General features: G+C 71.3%; 16 protein-coding genes and 1 riboswitch. Of the genes, 10 read left to right on the top strand and 6 right to left on the bottom strand.

Annotation, left to right across the window (positions count from 1 at the left end; all coding sequences use genetic code 11):
- Positions 1–11: 11 nt before the first annotated feature.
- From kamD to ACOJV7_RS12410, 6 genes are read left to right on the top strand one after another with little or no spacing between them, the layout of a single operon-like run.
- The gene (gene kamD, locus ACOJV7_RS12435) at positions 12–1,643 is read left to right on the top strand and encodes a lysine 5,6-aminomutase subunit alpha (protein ID WP_420190522.1); all 1,632 of its coding nucleotides are present in this window, start codon (positions 12–14) and stop codon (positions 1,641–1,643) included.
- Complete coding sequence (gene kamE / locus ACOJV7_RS12430; protein ID WP_420190521.1) at positions 1,640–2,446, top strand: lysine 5,6-aminomutase subunit beta; 807 nt, start codon at positions 1,640–1,642, stop codon at positions 2,444–2,446. The genes kamD and kamE overlap by 4 nt, the downstream gene beginning before the upstream one ends.
- A 5-nt stretch (positions 2,447–2,451) precedes the next feature.
- Positions 2,452–2,847: a 3-aminobutyryl-CoA ammonia lyase gene (gene kal, locus ACOJV7_RS12425; RefSeq protein WP_420190520.1), complete on the top strand. Its 396-nt coding sequence runs from the start codon at positions 2,452–2,454 to the stop codon at positions 2,845–2,847.
- A 23-nt stretch (positions 2,848–2,870) separates the two neighbouring features.
- Complete coding sequence (lnt, locus tag ACOJV7_RS12420) at positions 2,871–4,466, top strand: apolipoprotein N-acyltransferase (RefSeq protein WP_420190519.1); 1,596 nt, start codon at positions 2,871–2,873, stop codon at positions 4,464–4,466.
- The gene (locus tag ACOJV7_RS12415) at positions 4,453–5,232 is read left to right on the top strand and encodes a polyprenol monophosphomannose synthase (RefSeq protein ID WP_420190780.1); all 780 of its coding nucleotides are present in this window, start codon (positions 4,453–4,455) and stop codon (positions 5,230–5,232) included. Before lnt ends, ACOJV7_RS12415 begins: the two co-directional genes overlap by 14 nt.
- Positions 5,229–5,723 (top strand): FxsA family protein, encoded by a 495-nt coding sequence (locus ACOJV7_RS12410; protein ID WP_420190518.1) that lies wholly within the window; start codon positions 5,229–5,231, stop codon positions 5,721–5,723. Before ACOJV7_RS12415 ends, ACOJV7_RS12410 begins: the two co-directional genes overlap by 4 nt.
- 85 nt (positions 5,724–5,808) lie before the next feature.
- Here the strand turns inward: ACOJV7_RS12410 and ACOJV7_RS12405 are convergent, their stop codons facing one another.
- From ACOJV7_RS12405 to ACOJV7_RS12395, 3 genes are all read right to left on the bottom strand, one after another.
- Positions 5,809–6,171, bottom strand: coding sequence for an RNA polymerase-binding protein RbpA (locus ACOJV7_RS12405; protein WP_420190517.1), 363 nt, complete (start codon positions 6,169–6,171; stop codon positions 5,809–5,811).
- A gap of 188 nt (positions 6,172–6,359) precedes the next feature.
- On the bottom strand, positions 6,360–7,745 hold the full coding sequence (locus ACOJV7_RS12400; protein ID WP_420190516.1) for an MFS transporter: 1,386 nt from the start codon (positions 7,743–7,745) through the stop codon (positions 6,360–6,362).
- 68 nt (positions 7,746–7,813) lie between these two features.
- The gene (locus ACOJV7_RS12395) at positions 7,814–9,292 is read right to left on the bottom strand and encodes a D-alanyl-D-alanine carboxypeptidase family protein (protein ID WP_420190515.1); all 1,479 of its coding nucleotides are present in this window, start codon (positions 9,290–9,292) and stop codon (positions 7,814–7,816) included.
- 359 nt (positions 9,293–9,651) lie between these two features.
- On the opposite strand from ACOJV7_RS12395, the gene ACOJV7_RS12390 reads away from it, so the two are divergent.
- Positions 9,652–12,936, top strand: a complete 3,285-nt coding sequence (locus ACOJV7_RS12390) for a GH92 family glycosyl hydrolase (RefSeq protein ID WP_420190514.1) — start codon at positions 9,652–9,654, stop codon at positions 12,934–12,936.
- A 485-nt stretch (positions 12,937–13,421) separates the two neighbouring features.
- Complete coding sequence (locus ACOJV7_RS12385; protein ID WP_420190513.1) at positions 13,422–13,760, top strand: single-stranded DNA-binding protein; 339 nt, start codon at positions 13,422–13,424, stop codon at positions 13,758–13,760.
- A gap of 38 nt (positions 13,761–13,798) precedes the next feature.
- On the opposite strand, the gene ACOJV7_RS12380 is transcribed toward ACOJV7_RS12385, so the two are convergent.
- Together ACOJV7_RS12380 and ACOJV7_RS12375 are read right to left on the bottom strand one after the other, a co-directional pair.
- Complete coding sequence (locus ACOJV7_RS12380; RefSeq protein ID WP_420190512.1) at positions 13,799–14,113, bottom strand: DMT family transporter; 315 nt, start codon at positions 14,111–14,113, stop codon at positions 13,799–13,801.
- A 12-nt stretch (positions 14,114–14,125) separates the two neighbouring features.
- Positions 14,126–14,193: riboswitch (guanidine-III (ykkC-III) riboswitch) on the bottom strand.
- Positions 14,194–14,248: 55 nt separating this feature from the next.
- Positions 14,249–14,710 carry a GNAT family N-acetyltransferase gene (locus tag ACOJV7_RS12375; RefSeq protein WP_420190511.1) on the bottom strand — a complete coding sequence of 154 codons (462 nt, stop codon included), beginning with the start codon at positions 14,708–14,710 and terminating at the stop codon, positions 14,249–14,251.
- A gap of 160 nt (positions 14,711–14,870) precedes the next feature.
- Here ACOJV7_RS12375 and ACOJV7_RS12370 point away from each other — a divergent pair, with 160 nt between their 5' ends.
- On the top strand, positions 14,871–15,284 hold the full coding sequence (locus tag ACOJV7_RS12370; RefSeq protein WP_420190779.1) for a helix-turn-helix transcriptional regulator: 414 nt from the start codon (positions 14,871–14,873) through the stop codon (positions 15,282–15,284).
- A gap of 10 nt (positions 15,285–15,294) precedes the next feature.
- Positions 15,295–15,705, top strand: coding sequence for a VOC family protein (locus ACOJV7_RS12365; protein WP_420190510.1), 411 nt, complete (start codon positions 15,295–15,297; stop codon positions 15,703–15,705).
- On the opposite strand, the gene helR is transcribed toward ACOJV7_RS12365, so the two are convergent.
- A complete protein-coding gene (gene helR / locus ACOJV7_RS12360; protein WP_420190509.1) occupies positions 15,689–17,848 on the bottom strand; it encodes an RNA polymerase recycling motor ATPase HelR in 2,160 nt (719 codons plus the stop codon). The two genes, ACOJV7_RS12365 and helR, sit on opposite strands and share 17 nt — an antisense overlap.
- Positions 17,849–17,895 lie beyond the last annotated feature (47 nt).

Genomic DNA, 17,895 nt, shown 5'->3' with positions numbered 1-17,895 from the left:
AGTGTGCCGTCGTGTCTTCACGTCTCCGCCTCCTCCTCGAGCTCGACCGGGCCGACGTCCGCCGGGCCCGCTCGCTCGCCCGCGCCGTCGGGAAGCCCGTCGTCAGGATCGCCAACCGGCACACGACCGTCTCGGTCGAGCGCGCGACGCTGCGCCTCGCCGGGCTCTCCGGCGCCGACCACGAGCGGGTGCCGTGGGTCAACCACCTCGTCGACGCCGTCCGCGAGGGCGTGGGCCTCGAGCACGGCGTGACCCTCCCGGTGTGGGACGCCCTCCGGCGCGGCCAGGCGCCCGACCTGCTCACCCTCGCGCAGAAGGCGAGCAGCCGGTCGGTCGACTTCCGGATCCCGGAGGGCAAGGACGCCACAGCGGCGGCGAAGCAGTCACGCACGGCGGTGGCGGCCGGCATACGCCAGGTCGACCGGCAGCGCGCCGCGCGAGAGCGGCTCGTCAAGCGGCACGGCGACCCCGAGCAGCGTCCGTGGATCTACCTCATCGTCGCCACCGGCGACATCTACGAGGACATCCCGCAGGCGCAGGCCGCCGCGCGCGAGGGCGCCGACGTCATCGCCGTCATCCGCTCCACGGGGCAGTCGCTCCTCGACTACGTCCCCGAGGGCGCGACCCGCGAGGGGTATGCCGGCACCTACGCCACCCAGGAGAACTTCCGGCTCATGCGGGCGGCGCTCGACGAGACGAGCAAGGAGGTGGGCCGCTACATCCGGCTCACCAACTACGCGAGCGGGCTCTGCATGCCCGAGATCGCGACGCTCGCCGGGCTCGAGCGGCTCGACATGATGCTCAACGACTCGATGTACGGCATCCTCTTCCGCGACATCAACCCGATCCGCACGTTCGTCGACCAGCGCTTCAGCCGCCAGATCCACGCCCGTGCCGGGATCATCATCAACACCGGCGAGGACAACTACCTCACGACGAGCGACGCCGTCGAGGCCGCGCACACCGTCACGGTGAGCCAGCTGCTCAACGAGTACTTCGCCAAGGAGGCCGGGCTCGAGGACTGGCAGCTCGGGCTCGGGCACGCGTTCGAGATCAACCCCGACCTGCGCGACAGCTTCCGGATGGAGCTCGCGCACGCGCTGCTCGCCCGCACGCTCTTCCCCGACGCACCGCTGAAGTGGATGCCGCCGACGAAGCACATGACCGGCGACGTCTTCCGCGGCAACCTCCTGGACGGGTTCTTCAACCTCGTCGGTGCGCTCACCGGCCAGGGCATCCTGCTCGTCGGCATGATGACCGAGGCCGTCGTCACGCCGTGGATCTCCGACCGGGACATCGCGCTGCAGAACGTCCGCTACGTCCTCAACGCGGCCGGCGGGCTCACCGAGGACTTCCACCCGCCGCGCGACGGGTTCATCCAGACCCGGGCCCGCCAGGTGCTCACCGAGGCGATCGACCTGCTCCAGCAGATCAGCGACGAGCCCGGCAAGGCGCCGCTGCTGGAGGCCATCGCCGACGGCACCTTCGGCGAGATGAAGCGGCCGGCGACCGCGGGCAAGGGGCTTGACGGCGTCGTCGAGCGCGCCGACGGCTACGACAACCCCGCGATCACCCTCCTCGAGAGCGCGGAGCCAGCTCGGAGCCGGACGAAGTCCGGCAACGAGGAAGGAGCGACCCGATGACTACCAGCAGCACGCCGGACCGCGCCGCCGACGTCGCCGAGATCCCTCAGGTGATCCGCCCCTACGGCGACCAGACCGGCGACGGCATGGTCCAGGTGTCCTTCACCCTGCCCATGCCCAACGGCAAGCGGGCCGAGGGCGCCGCGCTCCAGCTCGCGTCGAAGATGGGCATCGAGCCCGCCCTCGTCGTCCACGCCAAGGCGATCGGCGACGGCTTCACCTTCTTCGTCGTCTACGGGCCGGTCAAGCACCTCGTCGAGCCCGCTCTCGTCGAGGTCGTCGAGCGCGAGTTCCCGCTGCTCTCGGGCAAGGAGATCAACACCGCGATCAAGCGGCACCTGCGCCGCAAGCTCGTCGTCGTCGGCGCGTGCATCGGCACCGACGCCCACACCGTCGGCATCGACGCCATCCTCAACATCAAGGGCTTCGCGGGAGAGAAGGGCCTCGAGTACCACCGCGAGATCAAGGTCGTGAACCTCGGCGCGCAGGTGCTCATCCCCGACCTCGTCGAGCGCGCCCGCGCCGAGAAGGCCGACGCCGTCCTCGTCAGCCAGGTCGTCACCCAGCGCGACGCGCACATCCACAACACGACGGCGATGTCGGCGGCCTTCCGCGAGGCGTTCCCCGCGGGTCGGGTGCCGCACCTCGTCGTCGGCGGGCCGCGCTTCGAGGAGGGCTCGGCCGGGGCCCTCGGCGTCGACCGCATCTTCGGTCGCGGCACGACGCCCGGCGAGGTCGCGAGCTATCTCATCCACGCCCTCGTCGCGCCTCGCGCCGCCGCTGGCCACAGCAAGGGAGCATGAGCACCATGAGCGACACCGCCGCCACCGTGGGCCGCACCGTCACCCACCGCCGCTACGTCCCCTACAGCCACGCGCACTACGCCGGCAACCTCGTCGACGGCGCCTACTCACTCGCCGCGTTCGGTGACGTCGCCACCGAGATGTGCATCGTCACGGACGGCGACGAGGGGCTCTTCGCGTCCTACAGCGACGTGCAGTTCCTCGCGCCCGTGCGCGCCGGCGACTGCATCGAGATCGAGGCGACGCTCGTGCGCGTCGGCACCCGCAGCCGCGAGATGGACTTCGCCGTCCGCGTCGTCGCCCGCGGCAACCCCGAGCGCGGCGAGTCCGCTGCCGACGTGCTCGACCCGCCCGTCGTCGCCACGACGGCGCGCGGCGTCGTGGTGGTGCCGCCGCGCTGATGCCGGTGACCTACGGTGGCTCCGTGCCGCCGAGAGTCCCATATGCCGTTCGCGCCCTTGTCGCGGTCGTCGCCGGGGTCCTGCTCTGGCTGGCCTTCCCCACGCACGACCTGTGGTGGCTCGCGCCCGTGGCCGTCGCGCTGCTCGGTGCGGTGACCATCGACGTCGGCGGACGTCGCGGCTTCGTCCTCGGGCTCCTCGCCGGGTGGGCGTTCTTCGTGCCGGTGCTGTCCTGGTCGGGCATCTATGTCGGCAAGGTCCCGTGGTTCGCCCTCGCGACTCTTGAAGCGCTCTACCTGGGGCTCATGTGCGCCGTCGTCGGCTTCGTCGGCCAGCGACTCCGTCCGCGTTGGGGAGACGCCGTGTATGCCGTCATCCCCCTCGCGTGGGTGGTCCAGGAGCTCGCTCGCGGGACGACACCGTTCGGCGGGTTCCCGTGGGCCCGGCTCGCGTTCAGCCAGGCCGACAGCCCGCTGGCCAACGTCGCGCAGTGGTTCGGGGCCCCAGGAGTCACCTTCGCCGTGGCCGTGGTGGGGACACAGCTGCTCGTGGCTCTCGATCTCCTCCGCCGCGAGAGGCTCCAGGCGCTCGCCATCGTCGCAGCCACGGTCGTCTGGGTCGTCCTCGCAGGTTTCATGAACCCGTCGGTCGACGGGCGTCGTGTCACGGTTGCGATGGTCCAGGGCAACGTGCCGCGCCCCGGCCTCGACTTCAACGCCGAGCGTCGCGCCGTCCTCGACAACCACGTGCGCGGGACCGAGCTCGTGGGGGAGCGGGTCCGGGCCGGTGACCCGGGGGAGCGCCTCACCGAGCCGCTCAGCCTCGTCGTCTGGCCGGAGAACTCCTCGGACATCGACCCGATCCGCAACCCCGACGCCGCCGCGCAGGTGCAGCGGGCGCTCTCGGCGGTCGGCGTGCCCGTCATCGTCGGGGCGGTCCTGCAGGAGCCGCAGCCCGACGTCTCCAACGTCTCGTTGCTCTACCGGCCCGGGGGAGGGGAGCCCGAGCGCTACGTCAAGAACCACCCGGTGCCCTTCGCGGAGTACATCCCCTACCGGTCCTTCTTCCGGAGGCTCAGCGACAAGGTCGACCTCGTCACCAAGGACTTCGCCAAGGGCAGTGAGCTCGGTGCCTTCCGCGTCGACGCCCTCTCGGGGGCCTACTGGGCGCTGCCGACGATCTGCTTCGAGGTCGCCTACGACGGGCTCATGCGCGAGTCCGTCACCCAGCCCGGCAAGGACGCGGGGCTCATTCTCGTCCAGACCAACAACGCCACCTTCGGCTACACGGCGGAGTCCGAGCAGCAGTTCGCGATCTCCCGCATCCGGGCCATCGAACACGGACGGTCGGTCGCGCACGTCTCCACCGTCGGCGTCTCGGGCTTCATCGCCCCCGACGGCTCGGTGACCGGCAAGACCGGGCTCTTCACCGCCGAGCAGCGCATCGGCTCGGTCACCATCCGCACCGACCGCACCCTCGCCGACACCCTCGGTCCGTGGCCCGAGTGGCTGGCCTCGGCGGCGCTGCTCGCCCTGCTGGGGTGCGCGGTCGCAGTCGGCCGAGGCGTTAGGGTCGGACGACCCGAACCGGCGCGACCCAGAAGGACTGTCGTTGACTGAGCGTCCCACCCTCGAGCGCGTCGTCGTGCTCATCCCGACCTACAACGAGCGCGAGAACCTGCCGATCGTCGTCGAGCGTGTCCGGCGAGCAGCGCCCGAGGTCGACGTCTGCGTCCTCGACGACAGCTCGCCCGACGGCACCGGCGAGGTCGCCGACGAGCTCGCCGCCGCGGACGACCAGGTCCACGTGCTCCACCGGGCCGGCAAGGAGGGGCTCGGCGCGGCCTACCTCCACGGGTTCGCCTGGGCCCTCGAGCAGGGCTACGACGCCGTCGTCGAGATGGACGCCGACGGGTCGCACCGTCCGGAGGACCTGCACCGGCTGCTCGAGGCCGCACGCGACGCCGACCTCGTCATCGGGTCGCGCTGGGTCAAGGGCGGTGAGGTCGTCAACTGGCCCACCCACCGCAAGGTGCTCAGTGTCGGCGGCAACATCTACACCCGGGTCCTGCTCGGGATGCACGTCAACGACGCGACGGCGGGCTACCGGGTCTACCGCGCCGACGCCCTGCGCCGCCTCGACCTGCACAACGTCGAGTCCGCCGGGTACTGCTTCCAGGTCGACCTCACCCGTCGCGCCGTGCTCGCCGGGCTCACCGTCGTCGAGGTGCCGATCACCTTCGTCGAGCGCGAGATCGGGGACTCCAAGATGGACCAGGACATCGTCCGCGAGTCCCTCGCCCGCATCACCGTCTGGGGCGTCCAGCGCCGCAGCGACCAGCTGAGGGAACGGCTCACCGGCCGCGCTCGTTGGCACAGGTTGTGAACCACCCGATCGGCTCCACCCCCTACGCGCGTCGTCGACGGCGGCCCCGCTGGCTCACCTACGTCCTCGTCGGGCTCGTCCTCGCCCCGGTCATCGAGATCACCGTGCTCGTCCTCGTCGGCAAGGCGATCGGCATCGGCTGGACGCTCCTGGCGCTGCTCGCCCTCACCCTGCTCGGCACCTGGCTCATGCGCCGCGAGGGGTCGCGCACCTGGAAGGCGCTGCGCGAGGCGTCACGCACCGGACGCATGCCGAGCCGCGAGATCGCGGACAACGCCCTCGTCCTCATCGGCGGCGCGTTCCTGCTGCTGCCGGGCTTCGTGAGCGACCTCATCGGTCTTTTCTTCGTCCTGCCGTTCACGCGGGTCTTCGCACGCGGGCTGCTCGAGGCCTTCGTCGCCAGCCGCGTGCTCGTCGCCGTGCCGTTCCCCGGCCGCGGCCCGGGGGCCCCGGGCCCGCAGGGCACCATCCGCGGCGAGGTCGTCGACTGACCTGAGTCGGTGGGCCAGAACGCACGTATGCCGTGCGCCCGGGTGGGCACACGGCATACGGCGTCTGTGGGGGAGAGAGAACCCGTCAGGCGGACTTCTTCTTGCCCGGCTTCTCACCGCGCGACGCGCGCAGGAGGGTGAGGCGCTCCTCGAGGAGCTCCTCGAGCTCGGGGATCGAGCGACGCTCGAGCAGCATGTCCCAGTGGGTGCGGACGTGCTTGACGGGCTTGGCCTCGGGCTCAGGGCCACCGCCCTGGAGCTTGGCCTCCTCGCCGCAGCGGCACTCCCAGACTGACGGGATCTCGGCCTCGATAGAGAACGGAAGCTCGATCCTGTGGCCCTGCGGGCACAGGTAGGTCGTGATCTGCCGCTCGCTCGGGACGACGTTCTCGTCCGTCTCCATGCTGAGGGCGCCGAGACGGCTGCCGCGCAGGCTGCGTTCTGCCATGGGGTTTCTCCCAACGAAATCGTGGATCCCGGCGGAAGGGTCCGTGCGCCGGGTGTCACAGGGTGAAACGGATGAGGAACACTCGTTGTTCCGAAGGCAGCGACCGACGTCACTGCCTGCCTGGCAGGGCTCGTTTCCCCCATGTGACTGCACGCGCCGTGACGGCGCGACATATCAGTCTAGCGGATTCAGAGGACTGCTGGCACCTCGTTGCCCGCTTCACGGATCCCACGCTTCATGTCGACCTTCGACAGGAGCACGCCGCCGAGCACGAAGAAGACGATGAGCGCGAGGATCGCCGGGCGGTAGGAGTCGGTGAGCTGGTGCACGAGACCGAAGATCACGGCGCCGAACCAGCTCGTGCCGCGCTCGAGCGCCTGGTAGAGGCTGAAGAACTCCGCCTCCCGGTCGCGGGGGACGAGCTGGGAGTACATCGAGCGGCTCAGGGCCTGGGTGCCACCCATGACGAGCCCGATGCCGACGCCGAGCGCGAAGAGGGCGGCGAGGGCCTTCTCGGGGACGAAGAACGCCGCGACGATGACGAGGACCCACATGACGATCCCGCCGAGGACGGTTCGCCAGGCGCCGAGCCGGCGGGCGATCCGGCCGAAGACGAGGGCGCCGCCGAACGCGACGAACTGCACCATGAGGAAGAGCGTGAGCATCGTCGTCTCGGAGAAGCCGAGCTCGGCCGTGCCGTAGAGGCTCGACTGGCCGATGACCGTCTGGATGCCGTCGTTGAAGAACATGTAGGCGACGAGGAAGAGCAACGTCTGGCGCAGCCCGACGAGGTGACGGAAGGTGTCGGAGAGCTGGCGGAAGGTCCCCCCGACGACGCCGGCCTTCGCGGCGACGACCGGCCTCTCGACTCCCCGCATCTGCCACATGCCGATGACGGGGATGAGGGTGAACAGGCCCCACCACAGGCCGGCCATGAGCATGCTGATCCGGACCGTCTGCCCGGTCCCGCCGAAGGTGTCCTCGTTGCTCAGCATGAGGAAGTTCACGGCGAGCAGGAGGCCACCGCCGAGGTAGCCCAGGGCCCAGCCACGCGAGGACACCTTGTCGCGGTCGTCGGGGTGGGCGATGCGCACGAGGATGGCGTCGTAGACGACGAGCGAGGCGCCGAGGGCGATGCTCGCGACCATGAGCAGGAGGACGCCGAGCTGCCAGTTGGTCCCCTCGACGAAGAACATCAGCGAGGCGGCCGTCGCGCCGATGCCGGCGAAGAGGGCCATGAGCCGAGCGGGACGCTTCGTCCGGTCGGCGATGGCGCCGACGAAGATGAGCAGCAGCGCACCGACGAAGGTCGAGAAGCCGACGGTGTAGGGGTGGAGCGAGCCCGGGTCGATGGGCAGCCCGAGGACGTTGAGGTCGGTGGTGCAGTCGGCGCCGTCGGGCAGCCCGGGACAGGCCGCCTCGGTCGCGATCGCCGTGAGGTAGGGGCCGAAGAGGACGGTCGCCGTCGTCGTGACGAACGCCGAGTTCGCCCAGTCGTACCAGTACCAGGGCCGCTGGTAGCGGGCGGTGTCCGCGTACTCGTCGATGGCGGTGTCGGCCGACTGCGTCGTCATGAGCCGAACTGTGGCATACGGTCGACCGCGCGGGGGCGAGTATGCCTACTCAGCGCAGCGTGTCGGCGTCAGCCCGCGAACTCCCAGTGCCACGGCTCGGGAGTGGCCCCACCGGGACCGGCCCAGCTCGGGTGGAACCAGCCGTAGAGGGGCGCGTTCTGCTTCATCCAGAGGTGCGCCGGCGAGCCGAAGTTGTTGATGCCGCCGCAGAGGTCGAGGGCCATGCCGAGGCCGTGGCGGCTCGTGCCGGGGCGGGCGGCGAACCGGCCGCGCTTGGCCTTGGTGACGTACTGCTGGCTCAGCGAGCGGTAGGAGTCGGTGACGCAGATCGGGCTGCCGGTCTGCCGGGCGTAGGCCTGGCTCATGGCGTTGAAGGACGCCGCGGCCCTCGGCGACAGCATCTCGCCGGGTGCCTGCCACAGGGGGCAGAGCGCGCTCGTCGGGAAGAGCCCGTTGGGGTAGCTCGTCGACGCGGTCGTGCAGGGCCTGCCGATCCCCGAGGTCGTGATGGCCGTACCGAGCACGCCGACGAGCTTGCTGTAGGCGGCCTTCGCCGCCGGCGTCTGTATGCCGGCCAGGTAGGCGGCGATCGGGCCCGCCTTGGCGACGTCTGCTGAGTGCGACTTCTGGAGGGCGGCGAGCTTGGTCTGCTGCGTCTTGACGAGCGTGTCGAGGGCCGCCTTCTCGCGCACGATGGTGGCGGCCGCGTCGCTCGCCGCCTTCTGCGCGTCGGCCCGCACCTCGGTGAGGTGGCTCTGCCGGGCGGTGAGCGTGCGGACCTCGTCGACGGCGCGGACCCGCTGGTCGGTGAGGTAGGACAGGTCGCCCAGCGGGTCACCGACCTCGGCCTCCTCCGCCCTCATCGCGTCGAGGACCGAGAGCAGCTCGCCGTTGCTGCCGCCCTCGGAGTAGGCCTGGAACGCCCACTCGCGCACGATGGCCCGGGCCCGCTCGAGACGGCCCTGGAGGACTCCCAGCTCGACCTTGGCCTGGGCGGCGGCGGCCGTCGCGGCCGCCTCGGTCGTCCGGGCGGTGGTGAGCGACTCGAGCAGGGTGTTGGACTGCGCGGCGAGGCCCTGGAGCTCCTTGAGGGCGACCGCCAGACCGGTGTTGGACGCCGTGATCTGCGCCCAGATCTGCTCGGCGGCCGTCACCTGGTTGGCGAGCTCGGTCATGCTCAGGGTGACGTCCGGGTCGAAGGAGCGGGGCCCGTCACTCGTCTCGCCGGGCGGCGGGGGCTCCCACGGGAGCCGCGGCGTGGGGGTCGGCCTGGCCGTGGGGCGCGGCGTCGACGTCGACGTCGACTGGGGCGTGGGGGTCGTCGGCTGCGTGGTGGGCGGCGGGGTCGTCGTCGTGGGAGTCGGCGTCGGCTCCTGCGTCGTCTCCGTGGGAGTCGGAGTGGGTGTCGGTGGGGGAGTGGGCTCGGCGGTGACGGCCGTCGTCGGCTCAGTCGTCGGCTCGGCCGCCGCGACCCCCATGCCCATCGCGACGAGGGCTGCCGTGGCAGCGGCGCCTGTCGCGAACCGCGACAGTCTCGTGCGTTGCATTGTGGAGTCACTTCCCGGGGCCGGCGGGTCGCCGGCCCCTGCGCCGTCCGGGTCGTCTGACCCGGCTTTCCTCCGGTCCACAGTAGAGGAGCCCCATGGTGGTGTCAGGCGATCGGGGTCGGCCCAACCCGTTCGCGGGACGCGTGGGGCCGATGGGACTGGACAGCCGGAAGGCCCAGCTCAGATGGGGGGTGTGCGCCGAGCACCAGGCGCCACGGGGCCGCGATCAGGCGCGTGGCCGGCTTGTCCGGTCTCGGCTGCCCACCGGACAAGGCCCGGTCGTCCTGTTGCCGGGGTGCGCCGCCACCGGGAGGGTGAAAGCGACTCGTGGACCACCGTCGCTTCACTAGGAGCAAGCCATGCCTCTCCGTCTGCCCAGACATACCCCGCTCGTCGCCACCGCGGCTGCCCTCGCGCTCGCGGCGCCCGCCGTCGGCGCCGGCCCGGCGCCGTCGGCGTCGGCCGCCACGGCCCTCACCTCCGAGGTCAACCCCTTCGTCGGAACCCAGGACAACGGCAACACCTTCCCCGGAGCCAGTGCCCCCTTCGGCATGGTGCAGGTCAGCCCGGACACCGGAGGAGAGGGTGGCTACGACTACTCGCAGTCCCTCATCCACGGCTTCAGCCAGACCCACCTGTCCGGTGTCGGCTGCCCGGTCGTGGGCGAGCTGCCGGTCATGCCCACGACGGGAGCGGTCACGACGACCGACTCCACGGCATACCGGAGCGGGTTCACGCACGACGACGAGGAGGCGACGCCGGGGTACTACCGGGTGGGGCTGACGAAGTACGACGTCGACGCCGAGCTCACGGCGACCGACCGGACGGGGTGGCAGCGCTACACCTTCCCGGCGGGCAAGCAGGCCAACGTCCTCTTCAACACCGCCAAGGCCAACAGCACGGTCTTCGACTCCGAGATCCATGTCGTCGGCGACCGCACGATCGAGGGCCGGATTCACAACGGCAACTTCTGCGCCGGCAAGGACGAGCACACGATCTACTTCTCGGCGGAGTTCGAGAAGCCGTTCGCGTCGTTCGGGACGTGGTCGGGCTCGACCCGCACGCCGGGCTCCCGTGACGCCTCGACCAGCCGCGGCGCCAACGGCGCCTGGGTGACGATGCCGGAGGGCACGACGAGCGCCACCCTCAAGGTCGGCCTGAGCTACACCGGGGTCGAGGGCGCCCGCGCGAACCTCGAGGCCGAGACGAAGGACTCGTTCGACTTCGACGCCACCCGCGCCGCCCTGACGCAGCGGTGGGAGAAGGAGCTGGGCAAGGCTCGTATCACCGGCGGCTCGAAGGAGCGGCGGACCGCCTACTACACGGCGCTCTACCACGCGCTGCTCCACCCGAACCTCGCCGAGGACGTCGACGGGAGGTACTTCGGGTGGGACGGCAAGGTCCACACCTCCGACGGCTGGACGGCCCGGCAGAACTTCTCGCTCTGGGACACCTACCGCCCGCAGAACCAGCTGCTCGAGATCCTCGCCCCGGACGTCGCCCGCGACTCCTACCTGTCGGTGCTCGCCATCGGCCGCGAGGGTGGCTGGCTACCGCGCTGGGCGCTCGCCAACAGCGAGACCAACATCATGACCGGTGACCCCGTGACGCCGTTCCTCGTCGAGGGCTGGTCAAAGGGCTTCCTCGCGGGCCACGAGGCCGAGGCCTACGCGCTGCTGCGCCAGAACGCCACCGAGCGCCCGCCCAAGGACAGCCCCTACAACGGCCGCAGCGGCCAGCACTACTACGAGAAGCTCGGCTACATCCCCTTCGGGCTCGAGCTCGGCACCGACTGCGACCACAAGGGCGGCGACAACGACTGCGTCCACCCCGCGTCCGCCACGCTCGAGTACGCCGCGGCCGACGCCTCGCTGGCGATCATGGCCAAGGGGCTCGGCAAGACCGCCGACGCCGCGATGTTCGACGAGCGCGGACGGAGCTACCGCAACCTCTACGACTTCGAGACCGGCACCTTCCGCCCGCGCCTCGAGGACGGCACCTGGCTCGACCCGTACGAGCCGGTCGCGGCGTCGCACGCCTTCCACGAGGGCGGCGCGTACCAGTACCAGTGGCTCGTCCCGCAGGACCCCGCCGACCTCGTGAGGATTCTGGGCGGCCGGGAGAAGACGGCCGAGAGGCTCGACGAGTTCTTCGCCTACGACAAGCTGCTCGTCGACCCCGAGACGACGGTGCGCACCGACTGGATCGAGGCGACCTACGCCTACTACAGCAAGCCCACCTACAACCCGAACAACGAGCCCGACCTGCTCGCGCCCTACATGTACGCGTGGGTCCGGGAACCGAGCAAGACCGCCACCGTGGCGCGGGCGGCATACACGCTGTTCAACCCGGGACCGGATGGCATGACCGGCAACGACGACCTCGGCACGATGTCGGCCTGGTACGTCATGTCGTCGTGGGGCCTGCACCCGCCGATGAGCGGCGCGAACTACTTCGTCGTCTCGAGCCCGCAGTTCGAGCGGACCGACATCACCGTCGGCCGCCCGCAGACCGGGTCGGCGCGCCAGGGCGGCACCCTGACGATCACTGCGCCCGGAGTCTCGGACGACCGGCCCTACGTGCAGTCGCTCAAGGTCAACGGCACGCAATCGACGAAGAGCTGGGTGCGCTGGGACGACCTGCGCTCCGGTGGTTCGCTCGCGCACGTCGTCGGGTCCTCGCCGAGCTCGTGGGGCACGCTGCCCTCGGACGTCCCGCCGTCGGTGTCGACGTCGAAGGGCTCCAAGGCGGTGTCGATGAGCATGTCGGTCAAGCCGAGCCCGCTCGTGCTCGCGACCGGTGACACGTCCGGCAGGTTCGTCGTCGACCTCCTCGGGCAGGCCCAGAAGAGCCTGCCGGTGCGCGTGACCGTCGCGGCGCCGGAGGGGTGGAAGGCGACGCCGGCGTCGACCGACACCGTGCTCAAGAGCAACGGAGTGCCGGCGTCGGGCTCGGTGCCGGTGACGCTCACCGTGCCCGAGGGCGCGTCGGGGACCCACGAGGTCGTCGTCACCGCCTCGGCACCGGGTGTCCCGGACGTCGTCCGGACCCTGCAGGTGCGCTTCCAGGTGCCGCTCACCTGTGCCGGCGGCGCTGCGGCAGGGCCGTGCGCCGTCGACCTCGCCGGCGAGCGGAACCACGACGGCACGGCGAGCGTGTCGGCGTCGACCGAGGGCAACTTCGACGGCGGCGGCTGGAGCTTCGACGCCGCGCTGCTCCCGGCTGCCGGTTCGTGGGAGCACCAGGGCGTGACGTATGCCGTCCCGTCGCCTGCCGGGACCGCCGCGAACTTCGTCGAGGCCCGGGGACAGACGCTCCTCGTGCCGAGCGGGGCGCGCAGCACCCTCCGGGTCATCGGCGCCTCGCACGGCGGTGACGTCACGACGGCCCTGCGGGTGACCTACACCGACGGGTCCGTCGCCGACGTGCCCTTCGCCCTCACCGACTGGGCCGCCGGCAACGGGCGCAACGGCAACACCGTCGCCATCGCCATGGACCACCGCATCCGGGCGGGCCAGGGCGTCGACGGGCCGCCGGTGCAGCTCTTCGCCGCCGCGGGTGCCACCGATGCCGGCAAGCAGCTGCGGTCGGTGACGCTGCCGGACGACCCGCGGTTCGAGGTGTATGCCCTGACCCTCGAGTGACACCACCTGCCACGACGCTCGGCGACCTGCATCCGCGTTGCAGCTTCCTGCAGGCGCCGAGCGTCACGGCGGGGTGAGGGGTTGGGTGGACGGGGCGGGAGACCTCCCGCGCCGTCCTCGGCTGTCGCCGCGGATGACTCGCCGGACCGGACCCACCAGACCGGGCCGACCACTGTCAAAGGAGACACCATGCGCACCACCCGTCGTTACCTCGTTGGCCTCGCCGTCATGGCCGCCGTCGGCATCATGGGCGCCCAGGGCGCGCAGGGGAGCCGGTCGCGATGTGCGCCGGCAAGTCCTTCTGCAGCCCCTCCCGCTGAGACCCCACGGCCCCGGGACCCTCGTGGTCCCGGGGCCGTTCGCTGTCCACAGGGCGCCCCCGGTGTCCTCGTCGTCCACAGGTGCCGGCTCGGGGGCTGCGCTCCGCGCGGTCGCTGCCCCACGCTGGGTGCTCGACAGCGGGGACGACCGGACGGGGAGTGGGCATGGCGGCACAGGTGGAGACAGGGTCGGAGGAGGCCCTCAACAGCGTCGAGCTCGTCGGGCGGGTGAGCGGGGAGCCGGACGCACGGGTCCTGCCGAGCGGCGATGACCTCGTGACCCTGCGCGTCGTCGTGCCGCGACCGGCCGGTGGTCCCGTCGACACGATCGACCTGGCGTGCTGGTCGCGGTCCGCGCGGAGGTCGGCGCAGCGGATGTCGGACGGGGACCGGGTCCACGTCGTCGGCGCGTTGCGGCGCAGGTTCTTCCGGACGCCCGGGGGCGCGGCGAGCCGCTACGAGGTGGAGGTGACGAAGCTGACGCGACGCCGGGGCTCCGGCTGACCGCCGCGGCGCGCCGGCGCGATCCTTCGGACCCGGCGTCAGTGGGTGAGCTTGAGCCCGACGACCCCGGCGACGATCATCCCGACGAGCAGGATCCGGACGAGCGAGGCAGGCTCGGCGCCGGTGGCCATGGCCCAACCGACGGTGCCGACCGCACCGATGCCGACCCACACGGCATACGCCGTCCCGACGGGCAGGTCGCGCATCGCCCAGGCCAGCCCGCCCATGCTGAGAACGAGCGCCCCTCCGAAGACGACTGTCGGTCCGAGGCGGGTGAAGCCCTCCGAGCGGCCGAGTGCGGTGGCCCACACGGCCTCGAGGATCCCGGACAGGACGAGGACGATCCATGACATGACGAGCGCTCCTGCGGGCCGTCTTGTCGCGTGCCGGGTACGGCGCCCATCGTCCGGGAGCCTTGAAGTCGAGGCTCTCATCCGAGAGTCTCACACGGGGGAGTGGGCGGCAAACCGGCTGTGCGACAGTCCAGTTCAGAGATCCTTCTCGTAATAGACGGCGAGCGGGCCGGAGCCTCGCCCCTCGTGGCAGTCGAAGCCGAGGGACTCGTAGAGGTGGCGGGCCGCCTCGTCGTCCTCGGAGGTGTTGAGGTCGGCGTAGGTCGCACCCCGGGCCCGGCAGTGGTCGAGGACGTCCGTGAGGAACCGCCGGCCGAGCCCGCGGCCGCGCGACGCGGGTGCGACGTAGAGCTCGGCGAGGTAGGCCTCGGTGGTGTCCGCCCACGTCGCGGTCCGGAACCGGACGATGGCGAGGCCCACCACCGGCTCGCCGGCGAGCAGCACGCTCGTGTCGCCGCCGGCGACGAGCCGCGAGAGGTGAGTGGCCATGACGTCGACGTCGGGGACGGGTTCGTCGTACTCACGCTGGAAGTCGGCGAACAGCCCTGCGGCAGAACGGAACTCGTCGTCCCTGGTCGCCAGCCGAGCGGTGTCCACCCACCGAGGCTATCGCCGCCTCCGACGCGGGGGAGGGGAGACGGTGCAAGATCGTGCCGTGAGCGATGCAGGGACCGGGGGCCGCGGGCGTGAGGACCGCCGGCGCGATGAGCGGGAGCAGGAGGGTCGCCACCGGGAGGAGCGCCAGCGGGAGGACCGGTTGCGCGACCTCGCGCTGCTGCGCCGGGTGCGTGACCGGATGGACCGCGAGTTCGACCGGCCGCTCGACGTCGAGGCGCTTGCGCGTGACGTCCACATGTCGTCCGGCCACCTGAGCCGGTCGTTCCGGGCGGCCTACGGCGAGTCGCCCTACAGCTACCTCATGACCCGTCGGATCGAGCGCGCGATGGCGCTCTTCCGCCGCGGCGACCTCAACGTCACCGAGGTCTGCTTCACCGTCGGGTTCTCGTCGCTGGGAACCTTCAGCACGCGCTTCTCCGAGCTCGTCGGCATGTCCCCGAGCGCCTACCGCCGGCTGGCCGAGGAGCACAACGCCGAGCTGCCCTCGTGCGTCACCAAGGCCGTGACGAGACCGGTCAGGAATCGAGAAGCGCCGCCCCTGCCACCGAACTAGCGTCGGCGCCATGGACATCACCATCCACCACACGTTCCTCCCGCACACCGACCCCGAGGCCTCGCTGGCCTTCTACCGCGACACCCTGGGCTTCGAGGTGCTCGCCGACGTCGGTCAGGGCGCCATGCGCTGGATCACCATCGCGCCCGCCGGCAACCCGACACCGTCGATCGTGCTCACCCCGCCCGCCGCGGACCCCGGCATCACCGACGACGAGCGCACCACCATCGCCGAGATGATGGCCAAGGGCACCTACGCCACGATCGTGCTGTCGACGCCCGACCTCGAGGGCACGTTCGACGCCGTCCAGGCCAGCGGGGCCGAGGTCACCCAGGAGCCGACCGACCAGCCCTGGGGCGTGCGCGACTGCGCCTTCCGCGACCCCGCCGGCAACCATGTGAGGATCAACCAGGCGTCGTGAGGACGACGAGCTCGCGCGTCGACCGAGTCATGGCGACGTAGCGGTCGACCGCTCCCTCGACGCCGTCGCCCCACCGGTCCGGGTCGACGAGGACGACGAGGTCGAACTCGAGCCCCTTGGCGAGCTCGGGGGAGAGGGACCGCACTCGGGACGACCCCTCGAACCCGGGGTCCCCGATGACGCACGCGACGCCGTCGTCGTGGCGAGCCAGCCAGTCCGCGACGACGGCGTCACGGTGTGCCACGTCCGCATGGCGCACCGGCACGCCGCTGCTGCGCACGGACGTCGGCACGTTCGCGTCCGGCACTGCCGCACGGATGACGGGGGCGGCCTCGGCCATGACCTCCTCGGGCGTCCGGTAGTTGACCGTGAGCGAGGCGAGGCTGACCTGCGTCAGCCCTACGCGTGCGAGCCGCTCCTGCCACGACTCGGTGAACCCGTGCCTTGCCTGGGCCCGGTCGCCGACGATCGTCAGGCTCCGCGACGGGCAACGCGCCAGCAGCATCTGCCACTCGGCGTCGGTGAGCTCCTGGGCCTCGTCGACGACGACGTGGGCGAACGGCCCGGCGAGCTGCTCCGGCCGGCTGCGTCCCACGGGGTCGTCGTCGACGAGGTTCCGCCGCAGGTCAGGATGACGCAGCATCGTCACGAGACCCTCGCCGTCGTCGTCGGCGGCGATGAGGTCGTCGATGACGGTCTCCACCTGCCGGCGCTCGGCCTCAGCGGCCGCCTCGCGGCGACGGCGTCGGCGCTCGGCACCGGCGTCACCCAGCCGGAGCCTGGCGGCGTCGAGCAGCGGCAGGTCCGACACCGTCCATGCCTTCGGCTCGGTGCGCTGGAGCAACCCCACCTCCTCCGGTGTCAGCCACGGGGCGCAGCGCCGCAGGTAGGCCGGGACGGTCCACAGGTCACCGACGAGATCGTCGGCGTCGAGCAGCGGCCACGCCCGATGGACGGCGTCGACGAGGTCGGTGTCCTGACGCAGCACTCGGCGCAGCAGGTCGTGGGGAGCATCGACCTCCTCGTCGTCATGCTTCTCGACGAGGATCTCGACGAGCGCCTCCCAGACCTCCTCACGAGCCTCGTTGTGCGGCGTACCCGGCGACGGCGCGTCGAAGGCGACCTCCCAGTCCTCGGGTCCGAGCCGGACCTCCGCCCACGGCGTCTCCACCGTGAGTCCCTCACGGGGCGGCTCCTCGTAGAGCCCGACGGCCGGCTCGATCGCCGCGACCATCGCCGCCCTCGACTTGAGCAGGGCGACCCGGGGGTCGGCCTCGGCCGGCGCGTCCTCGCCCTCCGGCACGAGGTCGCGCACGGTGCACGTGAGCACGCCTTCCTCACCGAGGCTCGGGAGGACGTCCGAGACGTAGCTGAGGTAGGGCACGTGGGGTCCCACGAAGAGGACGCCACCGCGGCTGTGCCCAAGCCGCGGGTCGGAGTAGAGGAGGTATGCCGTCCGGTGCAGGGCCACGACCGTCTTCCCGGTGCCGGGACCCCCGTCCACGACGAGGGCGCCCCGTGAGCCGGCGCGGATGATCGCGTCCTGGTCGGACTGGATCGTGCCGAGCACGTCGCGCATCCGGCTCGACCTGCTCGACCCGAGGCTGGCGAGGAAGGCCGACTGGTCGTCGAGGGATGCGTTGTCCCGCATGCCCTCCTCGGTGAAGACCTCGTCCCAGTAGTCGGTGACCCGGCCGCCGGTCCATCGGTAGCGCCTGCGGCTCACGAGACCCATGGGGTTGGCGTGGGTGGCACCGAAGAACGCCTCCGCGACGGGAGAGCGCCAGTCGACGAGCACCCTGTTGCCCTCCTCGTCGGTGAGACCGAGTCGCCCGACCCAGATCGGCTCCGGGTCGTCCTCACGCACGATTCTCCCGAGGCAGAGGTCGACGCCGTGACGGCCGAACGAGCGGAGCCGGGCGGACAGTCGGTGGGTCTCGAGGTCGCGGTCGAGTGCTGCCCGCCCTGCCCCACCGGGTCGCCGTCGGGAGGCGTCGAGTCGGGCAGCGAGGTCCGTGCGCGTGAGGTCGAGGCTTCTCGCCACCTCGCGAAAGTGCCTGTCGTCATTGGCGATTCGGCTCGGCTCGGCCTTCGCCGAGAGCCGGTCCGGCAGGTCGAACCAGGTGGTTGTCGTGGTCTTCACACAGCGCTCCGATCGGCCGGCACGTCCGGCCACGACCATCGATTCTG

It is taken from the genome of Knoellia tibetensis (assembly GCF_048606415.1).
Classification (GTDB): Bacteria; Actinomycetota; Actinomycetes; order Actinomycetales; family Dermatophilaceae; genus Knoellia; species Knoellia tibetensis.
Note: the sequence above shows the minus strand (reverse complement) of the source record. Positions and strands in the feature narration are given on the sequence as shown.

What these genes read in the sequence shown, in the direction of transcription:
- kamE (WP_420190521.1), top strand. Translation starts at nt 1,640, where the DNA reads ATGACTACCAGCAGCACGCCGGACCGCGCCGCCGACGTCGCCGAGATC.
- ACOJV7_RS12395 (WP_420190515.1), bottom strand. Translation starts at nt 9,292, where the DNA reads ATGCAACGCACGAGACTGTCGCGGTTCGCGACAGGCGCCGCTGCCACG.
- ACOJV7_RS12380 (WP_420190512.1), bottom strand. Translation starts at nt 14,113, where the DNA reads ATGTCATGGATCGTCCTCGTCCTGTCCGGGATCCTCGAGGCCGTGTGG.
- kal (WP_420190520.1), top strand. Translation starts at nt 2,452, where the DNA reads ATGAGCGACACCGCCGCCACCGTGGGCCGCACCGTCACCCACCGCCGC.
- ACOJV7_RS12385 (WP_420190513.1), top strand. Translation starts at nt 13,422, where the DNA reads ATGGCGGCACAGGTGGAGACAGGGTCGGAGGAGGCCCTCAACAGCGTC.
- ACOJV7_RS12390 (WP_420190514.1), top strand. Translation starts at nt 9,652, where the DNA reads ATGCCTCTCCGTCTGCCCAGACATACCCCGCTCGTCGCCACCGCGGCT.
- ACOJV7_RS12400 (WP_420190516.1), bottom strand. Translation starts at nt 7,745, where the DNA reads ATGACGACGCAGTCGGCCGACACCGCCATCGACGAGTACGCGGACACC.
- ACOJV7_RS12405 (WP_420190517.1), bottom strand. Translation starts at nt 6,171, where the DNA reads ATGGCAGAACGCAGCCTGCGCGGCAGCCGTCTCGGCGCCCTCAGCATG.
- ACOJV7_RS12365 (WP_420190510.1), top strand. Translation starts at nt 15,295, where the DNA reads ATGGACATCACCATCCACCACACGTTCCTCCCGCACACCGACCCCGAG.